The organism is Aestuariimicrobium sp. T2.26MG-19.2B, from assembly GCF_950101875.1.
Classification (GTDB): domain Bacteria; phylum Actinomycetota; class Actinomycetes; order Propionibacteriales; family Propionibacteriaceae; genus Aestuariimicrobium; species Aestuariimicrobium kwangyangense.
Genome location: NZ_CATNLW010000001.1, coordinates 820,284 through 836,516, shown reverse-complemented (window position 1 = coordinate 836,516; position 16,233 = coordinate 820,284). Strand labels below are relative to the sequence as shown.

Sequence of the window (16,233 nt, the reverse complement as noted above, 5' to 3'; positions counted from 1 at the left end):
GCGCGAGACCACCGGCAGGCGAGGACTGAGAGCCGCGGCCCGGACGTCCCCGGCACGCCGGGCACGCCGGCGGGCCACCTCAGGCGCCCTTGCCCCACTCGCTGGTGAGTCGGGTGGCCCGGGCGATCGCCTCGTCGACGGGCATCCCGCGCCCGACCGCGACCCCCACCAGGAAGGTCGTCAGCGGGGCTGCGGGTCGCATCACGGCGTGGGCCGCGTCGCGTGCCAGGTCGAGCACCCCGTCGACCTCGCAGCAGCCGCGGTCGATCCCCAGGTCGGCGCAGACGGCTGTCGCCCAGTACTGCAATTCCTGACCGGTCGCCATCACCGGACCACCGACGCCATCACCGGACCACCGACGCCATCACCGGACCACCGACAGGGCGTACCCGCGCTTGACCACGGTGCGGACGATGTCCCGGTTCCCGGCTGACTCCCGCAACCGGTTGATGGCAGCATCCAGGGCGTGCGAACCGGCCCGGTCACCGGGCAGGAGGTCGCTCAGGTGCTCGCGGGGGAGCACGCCACCGCGAGCCTCAGCCAGGGTTCGCAGCAGATCGAGCCCCGTCGGTGACAGGGGCAGCACCTGCCCGTCGAGCACCGCGGCATTCGCCCTCATCACCAGCCGTCCCGCCGAGGTCGGGACACCTGCGGTGGGGTCGGAGTAGTGCTGCACCACCCACCGCACCAGCGCGCCCAGCCTCCACCGATCGGGGTGGTGCACCTCGAGGCCCGCCTCCTGGAGCGGGGCGCCCGTCACGGGACCGACGGCTGCCAGCAGCACGTCACCGGCCACCGATCGTGACCGGATGGCATCGACCAGGCCCGCCGACCGGGCCGTGTCGAGCCAGGACCGCGAACCGGGGGCCGAGGTGAACAGCACCGCATCGGCCCGTCCGGCGGCGACCCGCTCGATCCACCGGTGGTGCGCGTCGGGGTCCGGAGGCGGGCCCCAGCCGTAGACGACCACGGGAACGACGTCGGCGCCGGCCGCAGTGAATGACTCGTCCAATCCGTCGGAGCCGTTGCCGTGGTGCTGCACCGCGACCCGCAGTCCGGCCAGCCCCTCGGCCACCAGGTGGTCGCGCAGTTCGGCGGCTGTCTCAGACTCGGCGACCCAGTCGGCCTCCAGCCCCGCGGCCTGGATGGCACCCCGTGCCTTGGGGCCGCGCGCGACCAGCCTGGCTCCGCGCATCGCCGCGATCAGGGCATCGGCGAGCCCGGCTGCGTCCGCCGCCTCGATCCACCCGCGGAACCCGATACCGGTGGTGGCGACCACGACCTGTGGGGGATGGGCGATCAACTCGCGGCTGCGTGAGACCAGCTGGGCATCGTCCAGGTGGGGGATGGTGCTCAGGCTCGGTGCGTGGGCGACGGTGGCACCGCGTCGCTCGAGAGCCGACGCCAGTTCTCGTTTGCGCCGGTCGGCGGTGATCACGACGGTGCACCCCACCAGCGCTGTGCCCTCCTCGGACATGGTGACCCTCCCTCGCTCCGACCAGCGCTTTCGACGCTAGACGTGAGATGTTTCACTGCTGTTTCAGGCAGGCAACGAGCCCGAGCCGAACAGGTCGGCGATGGCATCGCGGATCGCCATGCTCCGTCGTGGGTCAGGGGCACCGGACGAGACCACCCCCACGGTCACCGGGCCGTGAGTGGTGCTGGCGGCCTGCTTGGCCGATCCCGACCCCGACCGTGAGCCGTTGATGCACCATGCCCGGCGCTCGTCCGCCCAGCCGGCGACCCGCTCGTCGACCTCGGGGGAGTCCGTGGCCGCCACCACGAACCACACCCCGTCCAGGTCGTCCTCGCACACCTCACGCCGGACGAGCGCGACCACTCCCGCGTCGACCAGGCGTTGCAGGTCGGGGCACACCCGTGGCGAGACGACGGTGATCCGCGCCCCGTCGGCGAGAAGGCAGCCGACCCGTCGGGTGGCGATCCGTCCACCGCCCACCACCAGCACCCGTCGCTCGGCGAGGTCGAGTTCGAGCATCATGATCGCGAGTCCCCGGGAAGGGCCCGCCCCGCCAGCGGGCCAGGACTCCCCAGGAGCCCATGCCCATCCAGGACGGCATCGAGGGGAACCTCGACCACCACCCGAGCGCCGTCGAGGGTGACCGGGTAGACGGTCAGGTCGCGATCGAGTCCGGGGCGTGGCTGTTTGTCGAGATCGGCGAGGCACCGCCCGTCGAGCAGCGAGAAGACCTGCTTGTACAGCGGTGATGCGACGGTTGGTTCCCCACCCAGCGACCCGGTGATCCCCCGGCTCATCACCGAGGCCCCCGAGAACGGGCACAGGTTCTGCACGGCGTGCACGCTGCCGTCGTCCAGTCGGAACACCGCCACCTGCAGGGCCCCGGCGAGGGCGGCCACCCCCAACTCGGGAGTGAGCAGGTCGTACTCGCACACGGTCACCAGAGTGGTGACCGGGGTCTCCACGTCCACGGTCGGGTTCATCGACGCACCTCCAGGGTTGAGCCGGCGATCAGCACGGCGGGGTCTCGTTCCTCGGTCGTCGCCGGACGACGCTGGCCCCGCTGCTCGACGTAGGCCAGCGTGGGGTCCGGTTGTTCCGGAGCGTTGACGAAGCTGGTGAACTGACGCAGCCGTTCAGGGTCGTTGAGCACCGCCTTCCACTCGTCCTCGTAGGACTCGATGTGGCGCGCCATGTGGGCGTCCAGGTCGGCGCAGATGCCGAGGGAGTCGTCGATGATCACCGCCCGGATGGCGTCGAGACCGCCCTCGTGCTCCTCCTGCCAGGCCGCTGTGCGCTGCAGTCGGTCGGCGGTGCGGATGTAGAACATCAGGTAGCGGTCGATCACCCGCAGCAGGGTCTCGTCGTCCACGTCCTCGACCAGCAGCTGTGCATGCCGAGGGGTGAACCCACCGTTGCCGCCGACGTAGACATTCCAGCCCCGGTCGGTGGCGATCACGCCGACGTCCTTGCCGCGGGCCTCGGCGCACTCCCGGGCGCACCCGGAGACGCCGAGCTTGAGCTTGTGAGGGCTGCGCAGTCCGCGGTAGCGGAGTTCGAGGGCGATCGCCATGCCGACGGAGTCCTGCACCCCGTAGCGGCACCAGGTCGAGCCGACGCACGACTTCACGGTGCGCAAGGACTTGCCGTAGGCATGCCCCGACTCCATGCCCGCGTCGACGAGCCGCCTCCAGATCTGCGGCAACTGTTCGAGGCGCGCACCGAACAGGTCGATCCGCTGGCCCCCGGTGATCTTGGTGTACAGCCCGTGGTCCTGGGCGATCTGGCCGATCAGGATCAGGTGCTCCGGCAGGATCTCACCGCCCGGCACCCGCGGCACCACGGAGTAGGTGCCGTCCTTCTGCATGTTGGCCATCACGCGGTCATTGGTGTCCTGCAGGGCCGCACGGTCGTCCGCCAGCACGTGCTCGTTCCACAACGAGGCGAGGATCGAGGCGACGGTCGGCTTGCAGATGTCGCAGCCACGGCCGCTGCCGAAACGCTGCAGGATCTGCGAGAAGGTCGTCAACCCGGCCACCTGGACCGCCTCGAACAACTGCGCTCGCGAGAGGGGGAAGTGCTCGCACAAGGCGTTCGACACCTGGATGCCCGCCCGGGCGAGTTCGTTGCCCATGATCTTCTTCACCAGCGGCAGGCATGACCCGCACGAGGTGCCGGCGCGGGTGCACGCCTTCACGCCCGCCAGGTCGGTGCACTGTTGCTGGCAGACCGCCTCACGGATGGTGCCCGCCGTGACGTTGTTGCAGGAGCAGACCGTCGCGGTATCTGGCAGTTCGACCGACGGACGTTCCACGGCTCCCTCGGGCAAGAGCCAGCCAGCGGGGTCGACGCCCAGGTTCGACCCGACCAGCGGACGGAGGGCCGAGTACGCCGAGGCGTCCCCGACCAGGATGCCGCCCAACAGGGTGCGGGCGTCGTCGGTGAGCACGAGCTTCTTGTAGACCCCGGCGACGGGGTCGGAGTAGACGAGTTCCAGGGCTCCGGGGGTGGTGGCGAAGGCGTCACCGAAGGAGGCGACGTCGACACCCAGCAACTTCAACTTTGCCGCCGTGTCCGCCCCCGGGAAGGTGGCGCGCCCACCGAGCAGACGGTCCACGGTGATCTCGGCCATGGTGTAGCCGGGGCCCACCAGTCCGATGCAGGCGCCCTGGATGCAGGCCACCTCACCGATCGCAGAGATCCCCGGGTCGGCCGTGAGGCAGGTCTCGTCGACCACCACGCCGCCGCGCTCGCCGATCGGCAGACCCGCGGCTCGCGCGAGGTCGTCGCGGGGCCGCACACCGGTGGCGAAGATGACCACGTCGACCTTGAGGTCGTCCCCGTCGGTGAACGTCAGGCGGGCGGCTCGTCCACGATCGTCGGCCCGCACGGCCTTGGTGGCGGTGTTGCAGCGCACCGTCACCCCGAGGCCCTCGATCAGCCGGGCCAGCGCGTTGCCGCCGCCCTCGTCGACCTGCAGGTTCATCAACCGGTCGGCGAACTGGATCACCGTCGAGGTGGCCCCCAACTCCTGGAGGGCTCCGGCGGCCTCCAGCCCGAGCAGTCCGCCACCGATCACGGCACCGCGCACGGGGCGTCCCAGCTCCTCGGCGCGCTGCACGACCCAGGCGTTGAGCGCGGCCACGTCGTCGATGGTGCGGTAGACGAAACAGCCGGGCAGGGTGGCCCCGTCCATCGGCGGGGTCCACGCGTACGATCCGGTCGCCAGCACCAGGTGGTCCCAGGCGAAGACCCGTCCGTGGCGGTCGGTGGCCGTGCGCGCCTGCCGGTCGATGGCGACCACCCGCGACTCCCGCTGCAGGCTCACCAGCGGGTCGTGCCACAGCCCGGCGTCCCCCAGGGAGAGTTCCTTGGGGTCGCGTCCCGTGAAATAGGTGGTGAGGGCCACCCGGTCGTAGGGCGCGCGCGGCTCCTCGGCGAGCACCGTGACGTGGAAGCGTGCCTCGGTGTCGCGGGAACGCAGGGCCTCGACGAAGCGGTGGGCGACCATGCCGCCCCCCACCACGACGATCTTCTCGGTTGTGGTCATGGTTCATCCCTCCGATCGGCCCGCGAGTGCGGGAATCCGGTTGGCGTTGCCCGTCGGGCAGTCGCGAATGATGTCGCCCACGAGCCGGGCGCAGTCCCCGCAGCCGGTGCTGGCGCGGGTGGTCCGGCTGACCTCGTCGACGGTGGTGCAGCCCTCGTTGACGGCGCGCACGATGCGTGCCTTGGTGACGCTGTTGCAGCGGCAGACGGTGTCGTCGTCGGTCAGGTCGGCAGCGGTGGCCGAACTCGCCCGGACGGTGGCCAGCGGGCGGACGATCAGGTGGGCCGGGTCGCGGGGCACCGGGAGCATGCGGGTGTAGAGGGCCGACAGTTCCGAGGCGCACTGCTGGTCGCCGACGACGGTGGCCCCCACCAGCAGTCCCTGGCTCACCACCACCTCGACGTGACGTCCGATGGCAGGGTCGGAGAGGCGGACGGTGCGCACCTCGCGCTCGCCGTGGTCGACCTGACCCGACAGGCCCATCGTCACCACGTCGAGGCCCGGGGCCTTCACCCGCACCACGTCGGTCAGGTCGGGCGTTTCACTGCCGGACGGTTCACCGGCGGACGGGGCGACCGTCGCGGGGTGGCCGGTGAGCAGTTCGACCAACCGGGACGACTGCCGCCACCCTTGGGCGACCAGACCGGTCGCCCCCTCGGGCGGCTGAGCACAGTCGCCGATGGCGAAGACGTCATCGGCGGCGGGTGAGCAGAGGTCGTCGCCGACCAGGATGCCCCGGTCGCAGGGCAGTCCCGCGCTGCGGGCGAGGGTGGTCTCGGGGATCGTGCCTGCGCACATCACCAGCAGCTCGCACGGCAGGTGGGTGCCGTCGGTCAGGGTGAGACCGGTGAGCACCCCGCGACGGTCGGTGACGGCGGCGACAGAGGTGTTGGTGACCACCCGCACCCCGAGTTCGCTGAGGCGCGAGGTGGCGACCTGCGCCGCGGCTGCCCCGAGTTGGCGTTCCATCACCCGCCCCGAGTGGTGCACGACGGTCACCCCCAGCCCCCGCGAGGCGAGCCCCGTGGCCACTTCGAGCCCGAGCACGCCCGCACCCAGCACCACGGCCTGCCGGGACCTCGGCAGCGCCGCCATGATGCGGTGGGCGTCGTCCAGGTCCTTGAGCACGCAGATGCCGGGCAGCAGGCCACGGGGGTTGGCGATGCCGTGGATGTCGGGGATGCGAGCCTGCGATCCCGTGGCGAGGACGAGTCTGTGCCACGGGTGCACCTCGCCGTTGGCGTCGGTGACGGTGTGCCCGTCGAGGTCGATGCGGCCGGCAGGCACCCCGGTCAGCACGCGGGCCCGTTCGGACTCGACCCGGGGCAGCGCCAGAGTCGACGGGTCGGTGCGTCCCGAGACGACACTCGACAACAGCACCCGGTTGTAGGGGGCATGTGGCTCTCGGGCCAGCACGGTGAGGTGCGCCGACGGATGCTGTTCGACCAGGTCGGCGGCGAATCGGGACCCGACCATGCCGTGACCGATGACGACGACCCTCATGCGCTGATCACCCCGTCCGGTGCGCCCGCGGGTTCGATCCTGACGGCGGTCACCTTGAACTCGGGCATGCCGCTGATCGGGTCGGTGGCGTCCTGGGTGAGCCGGTTCGGGCTGCCGAGACCGGGCCAGTGGAAGGGCATGAAGATGGTGTCGGGGCGGATCCCGTCGCTGAGCCGCACCTCGGCGATCGCCTGGCCGCGACGCGTCGTGAGCACGGCGTCCTCGCCCTCGACGAGCCCGAGGCGGTCGGCCAGCACGGGGTGCACCTCGACGAAGGGCCCGGATTGGGCGGCGTTGAGTTCGGCCACCCGGCGGGTCTGTGCTCCCGACTGGTACTGCTGCAGCACGCGGCCGGTGACCAGGTGCAAGGGTGCGTCGGCGCGCACGTCATCGGCCGGGCCGTGATGCCGCACAGCGATCATCCTCGCCCGCCCATCGGGGGTGGGGAAGCGCTCCAGGAAGGCCCGCGGGGTGCCGGGGTGGTCGTCCTCCCCGTCGCCGGTGGCCGGGCACGGCCAGTGCACCTGCTCGCCGGCATCGAGTCGCTCCCAGGTGATGCCCGAGTAGTCGGCGACCCCACCCGCGGACGCCCGGGCCAGTTCCTCGAAGACGGATCGGGGATCGTCCGGGAAGCCCGTGGTGACACCCAGGCGGCGGGCGAGCTCGCGCAGCAGCCACAGTTCGGAACGGGCGCCGGCGGGGGGATCGACGACGGCACGCCGCCGGAGCACCCGCCCCTCGAGGTTGGTCATGGTGCCCTCCTCCTCGGCCCACTGGGTGACCGGGAGGATCACGTCTGCGAGCAGCGCTGTCTCCGACGGCACGAAGTCGGCGACGACCAGCAGGTCGAGCCGCCCCAACGCCGCCCGGACCGCGGTGGCGTTCGGCGCCGAGACGATGACATTGCTGCCGTGCACCAGCAGCGCCCGAGGGCCCCGGGGTTCCCCGATCAGTTCGAACAGGCGTACGGCGGGTACTCCCGGGCCGGGCAGGGTGTCGGGGTCGACCCCCCACACGGCGGCGACGTGGGCCCTCGCGGCCGGGTCGCTGATGGAGCGGTACCCGGGCAGTTGGTCGCACTTCTGGCCGTGCTCGCGGCCACCTTGGCCGTTGCCCTGCCCGGTGAGGGGTCCGAACCCAGACCCCGGACGACCGACCAGTCCCAGGGCCAGTGAGAGGTTGATGGCCGCCTGCACGGTGGCGGTGCCCTGGGTCAACTGCTCAACCCCACGACCGGTGAGCACGTACGCGCCCGCACCGCCACGGTTCGGGGAGGCGGCCGCCAGCAGGCGGGCAGTGCGCCGCAGGTCGTCCGCGGCCACGCCACACAGCGACTCGGCTCGTTCGGGCCACCACTCGGCGACCGAGCGGGCCACCTCGTCGATTCCGGTGGTCCGGCCGGTCAGGTATGCCTGATCGGCCAGTCCCTCGGCCAGCACCACGTGGGTGAGGGCCAGCAGCACCACCAGGTCACTGCCGGGTACCGGAGCGAGGTGGATCCCCTGGCCGTCCCGCGTGAGCGAGGCGGTGGCGGACTCGCGGGGGTCGACCACCACCAGCCCACCGCGGGACCTGACCCCCGCCAGGTGCTGCACGAAGGGAGGCATGGTGACCGCCACGTTCGAACCGAGCAGCAGCACGGCGTCCGCGCCGTTGAGGTCGACCAGCGGGAAGGGCAGACCGCGGTCCATGCCCAGACCGCGATTGGATGCCGCGGCCGCCGATGACATGCAGAACCTGCCGTTGTAGTCGATGAACCGGGTGCCCAACACCACCCGTGCGAACTTGCCCAGGGCGTAGGCCTTCTCGTTGGTGAGTCCGCCGCCGCCGAAGACCGCCACCGCATCGGGGCCGTGCTGACGGCGCAGGTGACGGAGGCGATCGGCCACCAGGTCGAGTGCCTCGTCCCAGTCGGCCTCGCGGAAACCACCGTCGGCGGTGCGCAGCAGCGGGGTGGTGATCCGGTCGCTGGCCCGCAGCACCTCGGCCGAGGTCCAGCCCTTCTGGCAGAGCCCACCCCGGTTGGTGGGGAAGTCTCGTCCGTCCACCTCGACGGGCAACCTGTCGCCGGGGGTGGGGGTGAGGGTCTGGGCGCACTGCAGGGCGCAGTAGGGGCAGTGCGTGGCGACACCGGGCGGCGTGGGCGCGGTCACGGTCAGACCTTCCGCATCAGGGTGCCGCGTCGCAGGAAGAACAGCCAGGTGATCGCGGCCAGCACCAGGAAGACACCGACGTAGACCTGCAGGGCCGGCACGATCGACCCGCCGAAGCTCTCCCGCGACCACTTGTAGACGAAGGGGATCGCGAACCCGCCCAGGGCGCCGACGGCCGAGATGATTCCGACCGCACCAGCGCTCTGCCGCTTGAACTCGAGGCTGACCTCGGACGAGGTGTCGGGGTCGAGTGCCCGCAGCCGGCCGAAGATGGCGGGAATCATGCGGTAGGTCGAGCCGTTGCCGACACCGGTCACGGCGAACAGGGCGACGAAGCTGGCGAAGAACAGTCCGATGCTGTGGGTGCGCACCCCCGCCACCGCGATGCAGCCCGCGGCCGCCATCAGCACGAATGAGGTGAGGGTGATGATCGATCCGCCGAACCGGTCGGCCAACCTGCCGCCGAACGGACGGGCCAGTGAGCCCACCAGGGCACCGGCGAAGCCCCAGCCGAGTGCGAGGTCGGGTCGCCGGAAGACGACGGTCAACAGGGTGGGGAAGGCCGCCGAGTAGCCGATGAATGATCCGAAGGTGCCGATGTACAGCAGCGCCATCAGCCACACGTGGGAGTGACGGACGGCCCGCAGGGTGGGCGCCGGGTCGGCCTTCGCCTCACGCAGGTTGTCCATCAGCAGGAAGGCGCAGACGGCGGCAGCGATCGCCAGTGGGGCGTACACCAGCCCGGCGGCGGCCAGTCCCACCCCACCCAGTCCCACGACGAACGGCACCACCTTCTGTGCCACGGCGACCCCGATGTTGCCCCCGGCCGCGTTCAGTCCCAGTGCCCAGCCCTTCTGCCTGTCGGGGTAGAAGAACGAGATGTTGGCCATCGACGAGGCGAAGTTGCCCCCACCCAGACCCGCGGTGGCCGCAATCGCCACCAGCACGCCGAACGAGGTCTCGGGGTGGCTGACGGCCCAGGAGAGTCCGAGCGTGGGAACCAGCAGCAGCAGCGCCGAGACGACGGTCCAGTTGCGTCCGCCGAAGATCGGAACCATGAACGTGTAGGGCACCCGCAACACCGCTCCGACCCCGGAGGCGACCGCCAGCAGGGTGAGTCCCTGCCCGGCGGTGAGCGCCCAACCGTTGACGCCGGGCTCCACCAACGTCCCGGCCGAGTCGTAGGTGCCGTACATCGTGACGACGACGATCGACCACAGCATCCACACCGAGAACCCGATGTGTTCGGCGACGATCGAGAAGATGAGGTTGCGCCGCGCCACGGCCTTGCCGTGGGAGGCCCAGAAGGTGGGGTTCTCGGGGTCCCAGTGCTCGATCCAGCGACCGGTGGCGAGCCGCGAGGGGGACTCGGGGGCGATCTCGCCCGAGAGCGTCCCGGCGCTACCCGCGGCCTCGGTGCTGGCGTCGGCCTCGGTGCTGGAGTGGGCTCTGGGGGGGCTGGTGGTGACGTCCTGCGTGGTCATCGGGCACTCCTGGTGTGATCAGCGGGGATGTGGTTCCACGCTAGGGAGCCCATGTTTCGGACGATCAGCCGCATGTGACGCACCCGCGAACACCTGCTCACAGCCGCCGGGCCGTCCGGTGTGAGGTCCTCGGAGGGACCCCGCCCGCGGCCCCTCTACCGTGGAGCCCATGGATGCCCTCCCCCCTCATTTCTCCGTCCTCGGTGCCGTGCCCGCCTCCGGACGTCCCGACCTGCTCGCCGAGCCGGTGGCGGCGGCCATCGCGCGGTTGCCGGAGGCGTTGGTCTTCGAGATCGACCCGGCCCTGGCCGACACCGCGGCGCTGAACGCCGCGTTGAACCTGCCCGCCGACTCCGCCGCCAACTGCGTCATCGTCACCGGCAGACGCGCGGGGGATGAACGGACCGTCGCCTGCCTGGCCCTGGCCACCACGCGGGTCGACGTCAACCGCACCGTGAAGCAGAAGCTGGACGTGCGCAAGGCGAGCTTCGCCCCGATGGAGCACGCCACCGAGGTGTCGGGCATGGAGTACGGCGGTATCACCCCGGTGGGCTTGCCGGCGGGGTGGCCGATCTGGATCGACGCAGCGGTCGACGCCCAGCCGTGGGTGTGCATCGGTGCCGGCACCAGGGCGGCGAAGTTGCTCGTGCCCGGGTCGTCCCTCAAGCACCTTCCTGGTGCCGAGGTGGTCGAAGGACTGGCAGGCTGATCCCATGACTGAACCCGTCAACGACGCTGTCGACGTCCTCATCATCGGTTCCGGGCCAGTGGGCTCCACGTGGGCGCGCACCCTCGGTGAGGCCGACCCGCAGCTGTCGATCCTGATGGTCGAGGTCGGCCCTCCCACCCACGGCGAGGGCATCCCCGGACCCCGGGGGAACCACACCCGCAACCTCGACCCGCACCATCGCCACGCCGTCGAACTGCTCACCCAGGGACCCGACCGGGGCATCGTCCGCGCCGATGCGCTCGACGACATCGCTCCCGGGCTCGACCCGAGCCTGGAGTTCCGACTGACCATCCTGCCCGGGCTGTTCTTCCTCGACCCCCGACCCGAGCGGGCCGACGACGAGGTGGGCCTGCCTGCCGCCAGCATGGCCTCGGGGGTGGGAGGCATGGGCATCCACTGGGGCACCTCGTGCCCTCGTCCCCACCAGTCGGAACGCATCAGCTTCATCCCGGCCGAGGAGTTGGACGAGGCGCTGGATGCCGCCGAGCAGTTGCTGCAGGTCACCACACCACCGGTGCCGGGGCACGGCCTGGCCGAGGCGGTGCGGACGGCCATGGCCGAGGTCTTCGACGGCCCCGGTCTGGCGCCGGCCCAGTTCATGCCCACCGCCACCCATTGGGAGCAGGTGGAGGGCCAGCCCGACAGGCTGGTCTTCTCGGGGGCCGGCACGATCCTCGGTGACCTCGAGTCGCATGTGCCCGGGTTCCAGTTGCTGACCGAAACCCTGGCCAAGCGGGTGATCATCGAGAACGGACGGGCGGTCGGTGCGCTGCTCGAGGACCGTCGCACCGGTGCGACCCGCGAGGTGCGTGCCGGCCGGGTGATCGTGTGCGCCGACGGGCTGCGCACCCCCCAGGTGCTGTTCGCCTCGGGTGTGCGCCCCCCGATGCTCGGGCGCACCCTGAACGAGCACTTCCAGGTGAACACCTTCGTGCAACTGTCGGACGAGTTCGATCCCGACCACTTCGAGCACGGCCCCCGCGACATCGTGCAGCCGATCGTCCCCTTCTCCGATGACCGACCCATGCAGGGGGGCGCCATCCTGCTGGCCAACTCGGCCTTCGCCGACGCCGACGACCAGCACGAGCACTCCAAATTCGCGCTGCTCGCCTGGTACGGCGCCAAGGACCTGCGCGAGCAGGACGCCGTGGAGTTCTCCGAGGAGGAGACCGACTTCTACGGGATGCCCAGGATGCGGATCCGCTACGGCCACTCGGAGGTCGACCGGCAGACCCTGGCCGAGATGAAGGCCAACTCCGTGCGGATGGGTGAGCGCATCGGAACGATCACCATGCAGCCCACCGAGGCGGCGGGCGGTTCATCCCTGCACTACCAGGGGACGGTGCGGATGGGCGAGACGGACGACGGAACGTCGGTGTGCGACCCGTGGCTGCGGGTGTGGGGAGTCGAAGGGCTGTACGTCGGCGGGAACGGGGTGATCCCGACGTCCACCGCCTGCAACCCCACGCTCACCTCGGTGGCGTTGGCGTGGCGAGCGGCCCGAAGGCTGGCCCAGGAGTTGTGAGTCCGATGAAGGCGCGGAAGGCTTCCACCCCCGCGTACTCGATGGGCTGGTCAGGGCGGACGAACCCCTGCGGGTCCAGCCGGAGCATGTGATGGGTCTGCCAGCCCTGCTCGTCGGCTCGCGCCTCACGGGTCGTGTCGACGATCTCGTAACCCACCTTCCGGCTCACTCCGAGCGAGCGGGCGTTGTCGCTGAACGCTCCCGAGCGGCACTCGACGGCGCCCAGGTGGTCGAAGGCCAACGCGCAGACGAGTTGCCTCATCAGGGTGCCCACGCCGCGTCCCTGGAACTCACGGCCCAGCCAGCTGCCGGTCGACGCGGTACGGGTGGCCACGAAGTGCTTGCCGGCCAGTTCCTGGATGCCAGCGATCCGACCGCCGACGAACACCCCGAACGTCAGGTTCCAGTCCTCCGGGGTGATGGCGGCCCGCCTGGACCACAGGAAACGAAGGGTGTTGGTCGGCAGTTCGGCGCGCGGGGCCAACGTCCATGGCGACTCGAAGGGCATGTAGTCCTCGTCGTGCACACCGCGCAGCGCCACCTCGACGAGGCCGGGCAGGTCGTCGTCCGACAACCAACCGAGACGCAGGTCGCCGCAGCGTACCTCGACTCCGGCGGGTGGGAACATCTGGGCCAGAGGGGTCATGCAGCCATCCAATCACTGGGCCCCCTCACCGCGCCCTCTCGATCACTGGGCCCTCGCAATCACGGGGGACCCTCAATCAGGGGCTGCTTGCCCCGACGGAGCGCCACCGTGTTCCCAATATGGCACCCCCGGTGCGAGGGGTACGTGGGCAACGGAAGAGTGTCGCCATGATCACACGTCGTCAGCTGGCCATCGGTGGGCTGGGTGTGGGTGCCGTCGTCGGCCTCGGCGCGTGGGCGCGTGGTGCTGCGGACGGGGACGACTCGGCCCGGGTGCTGCTCGAGAAGTACGGCCTCGCGCAGCTGACACCCGAACAGGTCATCGACACCCTCGACGCCGACGGCCGCGCCCGACCCCTGCCCCTGTCCGGTTCGGTGCGCGCCCGCGAGGTGATCCTCTCCGACGGTGAGACCCGGGCCTCGGTCGCGCTCACGGGCGACCGGTTCTACCTGGCCGTCATGCCCTTTCGCAGCCGGACCCACGAGTGCTTCTTCCACGACGTGGGTCGCTGCTCGGGGGAGTACGCGCGGCAGGCCGTGCACCTGACCATCACGGACTCCTCCGGTGCCGTGCTGGTCGACGAGGACGCGGTCACCGGGGCCAACGCCTTCGTCGGTCGCTGGCTCCCGCGCAACCGCACGGGCACCGTCACTGTCACCGCCGAGGGTCTGCGCGGGGAGGCCGCCTTCTCGTCCAAGGACGATGCCGCCACCTGCCTGACCACACTGCAGCTGGTCTGACCAGCCTGCCGGCGGGCTTACTCGGCCAACCCGTAGAGCCGGTCGCCGGCGTCACCCAGTCCCGGCACGATGTAGCCGTGCTCGTTGAGTCGCTCGTCGACGGCGGACACCACCAGGGTGCAGGGCACCTCGAGGTCGGCGACCAGCTTCTCGAAGTTGGCGATGCCCTCCGGTGCCGCCAACAGGCAGATGCAGGTGATGTGGTCGGCGCCTCGGTCGACCAGGAACTTCACGGTTCCACCCAGTGACCCACCGGTGGCGAGCATCGGGTCGAGCACGTAGCACTGGCGCCCCGTCAGGTCGTGCGGCAGGCGCTCGGCGTAGGTGACGGGCTGCAGGGTTTCCTCGTTGCGGGCCATGCCGACGAAACCCACCTCTGCGGTGGGGACCAGCTTCATCATTCCCTCGAGCATGCCCAGACCCGCGCGCAGGATGGGTACGACCAAGGGGGCAGGGCGCGACAACCGCACGCCCATCGTCGGCGCCACAGGAGTCTCGATCGGGTGTTGCTCGACCCGCACCTGTCTGGTCGCCTCGTAGGCGAGCAGGGTGACGAGCTCCTCGACCAGTTGCCGGAAGGTCGTCGAGTCGGTCTCACGCTTGCGCAGCAAGGTCAGCTTGTGATCGACGAGCGGGTGTTCCACGACTCTCAGTTCCACGGCCCCACTGTCCCACACGCCCATCGGGGCGCACACGTCGGGCTGGCATGGCACGATGGGGACGTCGTCGCGATTGCACTGGGTGCTCGAGGCGGCACTGGGACATCGAGATCGCACTGGGTTGTCGAGATTGCACTGGGTTGTCGAGATTGCACTGGGTTGTCGAGATTGCACTGGGTTGTCGAGATTGCACTGGGTTGTCGAGATTGCACTGGGTTATCGGATTGCACTGTGGAGGAGGCCGCGATGACCGCATACGGTGATGACGTGAACACCCACACTCGTGCTGACGAGGACCTCCTTCCCGATGCCCCCGACCTGGACGACGATGCTGCTGACCTCGATGACGACGCCGTCGTCGACGGGGATGTCGACGTCGATGATGATGACGACGATGACGACGATGACTCCGACGACGAGGATGACGACGACTCGGACGACGACGACTCGGACGACGACGACTCGGACGACGACGACTCGGACGACGATGACGACGACGACCTCGAGGACGCCACGGCCGAGGACATCGACTGCGTGGTCGCCCTGTACCGGGAGGACGGCCTGCCGGTCGGCCAGGCCTTGGCCTTCGAGCTCGCCAACGACCTCGACGAACTGATCGACCAGTTGCGTCGGCTGCCCGGTGACGCCGGAGCCCTCGGTGCGGTCTCGATCGCGGGTGAGTTCTTCGTCCTGGTCAGGGTGCGCGGTCGCAACGTGCAGACGATGCTGTCGGACTCGATGTCGGCCAACGACTGGCCACTCGCACGCGACGTGGTCGAGTTCCTGGGCATGGACGTTCCCGACGAGGACGAGGACGACTCCGAACTGGTCGGTGACCTCGACATGCTGGCCGATCTCGGCATCAGCGAGTTCGATCTCGAGAACCTGGTCGAGGACCTCGACGAGTCCTCCGACGACCAACTGGCGGGCATCGCCAAGCGGCTCAAGTTCGGGCCCCAGTTCCAGCGCGCCATCCAGTCGCAGCGCTGACCGGGTCCTGGCGCATGGGCGATTGCCGTCCGAGGTTCACTGCCGTCAGCCGGTCGGCGGTGTGAGGGTGTCGAAGTGGGACGACGCGATGGGACTCGCACTGGCCGAGGCCGCCTTGGCCCCCGGGCACGGCGACGTGCCCATCGGTGCCGTCATCCTCGACGAACACGGAACCGTGATCGCGCAGGGCCACAACGAACGCGAACTCACGGGTGACCCCACCGCCCACGCGGAAGTGTTGGCGCTCAGGCGCGCGGCCGAACGGGTGGGCCACTGGCGACTGTCGGGGTGCACCCTCGTCGTCACCCTCGAGCCCTGCACCATGTGCGCCGGTGCGCTGGTGCTCTCCCGCGTCGACCGGCTCGTGATGGGGGCGTTCGACCCGAAGGCGGGGGCGGTGGCGTCGCTGTTCGACGTCGTCCGTGACCCTCGGCTCAACCACCGGGTCGAGGTCGTGACCGGAGTGCTGGCCCAGGAGTGCTCCCTTCCACTGATCGAGTTCTTCGCCGGACACCGTCAGTGACTGGGTAGGGAGGCCTGAGGGCGACGATTGGCGGCCGACGGCCGGCTCACGGTATGGTTTTCGGCGGTGACGTGTCTGAGCGGCCGAAAGAGCTCGCCTCGAAAGCGAGTGTGGTGCAAGCCACCGAGGGTTCAAATCCCTCCGTCACCGCCACGCAATGAGCAGCCCTCGAACCTCGCGGTTCGGGGGCTGCTCGGCGTCAGGGCCCAGATGGCCATCCGATAGAGTCGGCCCACAGAGTCACAGCTCGATG

15 protein-coding genes and 1 tRNA gene are annotated in these 16,233 nt (G+C 70.2%); 6 read left to right on the top strand and 10 right to left on the bottom strand.

All coding sequences use genetic code 11. The features are described 5' to 3' along the window. Positions 1-79 precede the first annotated feature (79 nt). The 8 genes from QQZ11_RS03805 to QQZ11_RS03770 all read right to left on the bottom strand — a co-directional run bounded on the left by QQZ11_RS03805 (position 80) and on the right by QQZ11_RS03770 (position 10,167). On the bottom strand, positions 80-325 hold the full coding sequence (locus tag QQZ11_RS03805; RefSeq protein WP_284548759.1) for a DUF6457 domain-containing protein: 246 nt from the start codon (positions 323-325) through the stop codon (positions 80-82). 39 nt (positions 326-364) lie between these two features. After that, positions 365-1,477: a uroporphyrinogen-III synthase gene (locus QQZ11_RS03800; protein WP_284548758.1), complete on the bottom strand. Its 1,113-nt coding sequence runs from the start codon at positions 1,475-1,477 to the stop codon at positions 365-367. Between the two features lie 63 nt (positions 1,478-1,540). After that, positions 1,541-1,999 carry a precorrin-2 dehydrogenase/sirohydrochlorin ferrochelatase family protein gene (locus tag QQZ11_RS03795; RefSeq protein ID WP_284548757.1) on the bottom strand — a complete coding sequence of 153 codons (459 nt, stop codon included), beginning with the start codon at positions 1,997-1,999 and terminating at the stop codon, positions 1,541-1,543. Beyond that, positions 1,996-2,460 carry a nitrite reductase small subunit NirD gene (nirD, locus tag QQZ11_RS03790; RefSeq protein WP_284548756.1) on the bottom strand — a complete coding sequence of 155 codons (465 nt, stop codon included), beginning with the start codon at positions 2,458-2,460 and terminating at the stop codon, positions 1,996-1,998. The genes QQZ11_RS03795 and nirD overlap by 4 nt, the downstream gene beginning before the upstream one ends. After that, complete coding sequence (nirB, locus tag QQZ11_RS03785; protein WP_284548754.1) at positions 2,457-5,027, bottom strand: nitrite reductase large subunit NirB; 2,571 nt, start codon at positions 5,025-5,027, stop codon at positions 2,457-2,459. The genes nirD and nirB overlap by 4 nt, the downstream gene beginning before the upstream one ends. 3 nt (positions 5,028-5,030) lie before the next feature. After that, on the bottom strand, positions 5,031-6,530 hold the full coding sequence (locus tag QQZ11_RS03780) for an FAD-dependent oxidoreductase (RefSeq protein WP_284548753.1): 1,500 nt from the start codon (positions 6,528-6,530) through the stop codon (positions 5,031-5,033). Next, positions 6,527-8,683: a molybdopterin oxidoreductase family protein gene (locus QQZ11_RS03775; RefSeq protein WP_284548751.1), complete on the bottom strand. Its 2,157-nt coding sequence runs from the start codon at positions 8,681-8,683 to the stop codon at positions 6,527-6,529. Before QQZ11_RS03775 ends, QQZ11_RS03780 begins: the two co-directional genes overlap by 4 nt. 2 nt (positions 8,684-8,685) lie before the next feature. Beyond that, positions 8,686-10,167, bottom strand: a complete 1,482-nt coding sequence (locus QQZ11_RS03770) for an MFS transporter (protein ID WP_284548749.1) — start codon at positions 10,165-10,167, stop codon at positions 8,686-8,688. A 169-nt stretch (positions 10,168-10,336) separates the two neighbouring features. Here QQZ11_RS03770 and QQZ11_RS03765 point away from each other — a divergent pair, with 169 nt between their 5' ends. Next, complete coding sequence (locus QQZ11_RS03765; protein ID WP_022909206.1) at positions 10,337-10,876, top strand: YbaK/EbsC family protein; 540 nt, start codon at positions 10,337-10,339, stop codon at positions 10,874-10,876. Between the two features lie 4 nt (positions 10,877-10,880). Beyond that, positions 10,881-12,422 carry a GMC oxidoreductase gene (locus QQZ11_RS03760; RefSeq protein WP_284548747.1) on the top strand — a complete coding sequence of 514 codons (1,542 nt, stop codon included), beginning with the start codon at positions 10,881-10,883 and terminating at the stop codon, positions 12,420-12,422. Here the strand turns inward: QQZ11_RS03760 and QQZ11_RS03755 are convergent. Next, positions 12,367-13,068 carry a GNAT family N-acetyltransferase gene (locus QQZ11_RS03755; RefSeq protein WP_284548746.1) on the bottom strand — a complete coding sequence of 234 codons (702 nt, stop codon included), beginning with the start codon at positions 13,066-13,068 and terminating at the stop codon, positions 12,367-12,369. The two genes, QQZ11_RS03760 and QQZ11_RS03755, sit on opposite strands and share 56 nt — an antisense overlap. 167 nt (positions 13,069-13,235) lie before the next feature. On the opposite strand from QQZ11_RS03755, the gene QQZ11_RS03750 reads away from it, so the two are divergent. Beyond that, the gene (locus QQZ11_RS03750) at positions 13,236-13,808 is read left to right on the top strand and encodes a CueP family metal-binding protein (protein ID WP_022909209.1); all 573 of its coding nucleotides are present in this window, start codon (positions 13,236-13,238) and stop codon (positions 13,806-13,808) included. 17 nt (positions 13,809-13,825) lie between these two features. Here QQZ11_RS03750 and upp read toward each other — a convergent pair whose 3' ends face one another. Then, positions 13,826-14,452: a uracil phosphoribosyltransferase gene (gene upp, locus QQZ11_RS03745; RefSeq protein WP_026377677.1), complete on the bottom strand. Its 627-nt coding sequence runs from the start codon at positions 14,450-14,452 to the stop codon at positions 13,826-13,828. Between the two features lie 261 nt (positions 14,453-14,713). Between upp and QQZ11_RS03740 the strand changes: the two genes are divergently transcribed. The 3 genes from QQZ11_RS03740 (at position 14,714) to QQZ11_RS03730 (ending at position 16,133) form a co-directional block, all read left to right on the top strand. Continuing rightward, the gene (locus QQZ11_RS03740; protein WP_284548744.1) at positions 14,714-15,457 is read left to right on the top strand and encodes a tRNA adenosine deaminase-associated protein; all 744 of its coding nucleotides are present in this window, start codon (positions 14,714-14,716) and stop codon (positions 15,455-15,457) included. A gap of 88 nt (positions 15,458-15,545) precedes the next feature. Next, positions 15,546-15,980: a tRNA adenosine(34) deaminase TadA gene (gene tadA, locus QQZ11_RS03735; protein WP_446698808.1), complete on the top strand. Its 435-nt coding sequence runs from the start codon at positions 15,546-15,548 to the stop codon at positions 15,978-15,980. A 65-nt stretch (positions 15,981-16,045) separates the two neighbouring features. Beyond that, positions 16,046-16,133, top strand: a tRNA-Ser gene (locus QQZ11_RS03730). Positions 16,134-16,233: the final 100 nt, after the last annotated feature.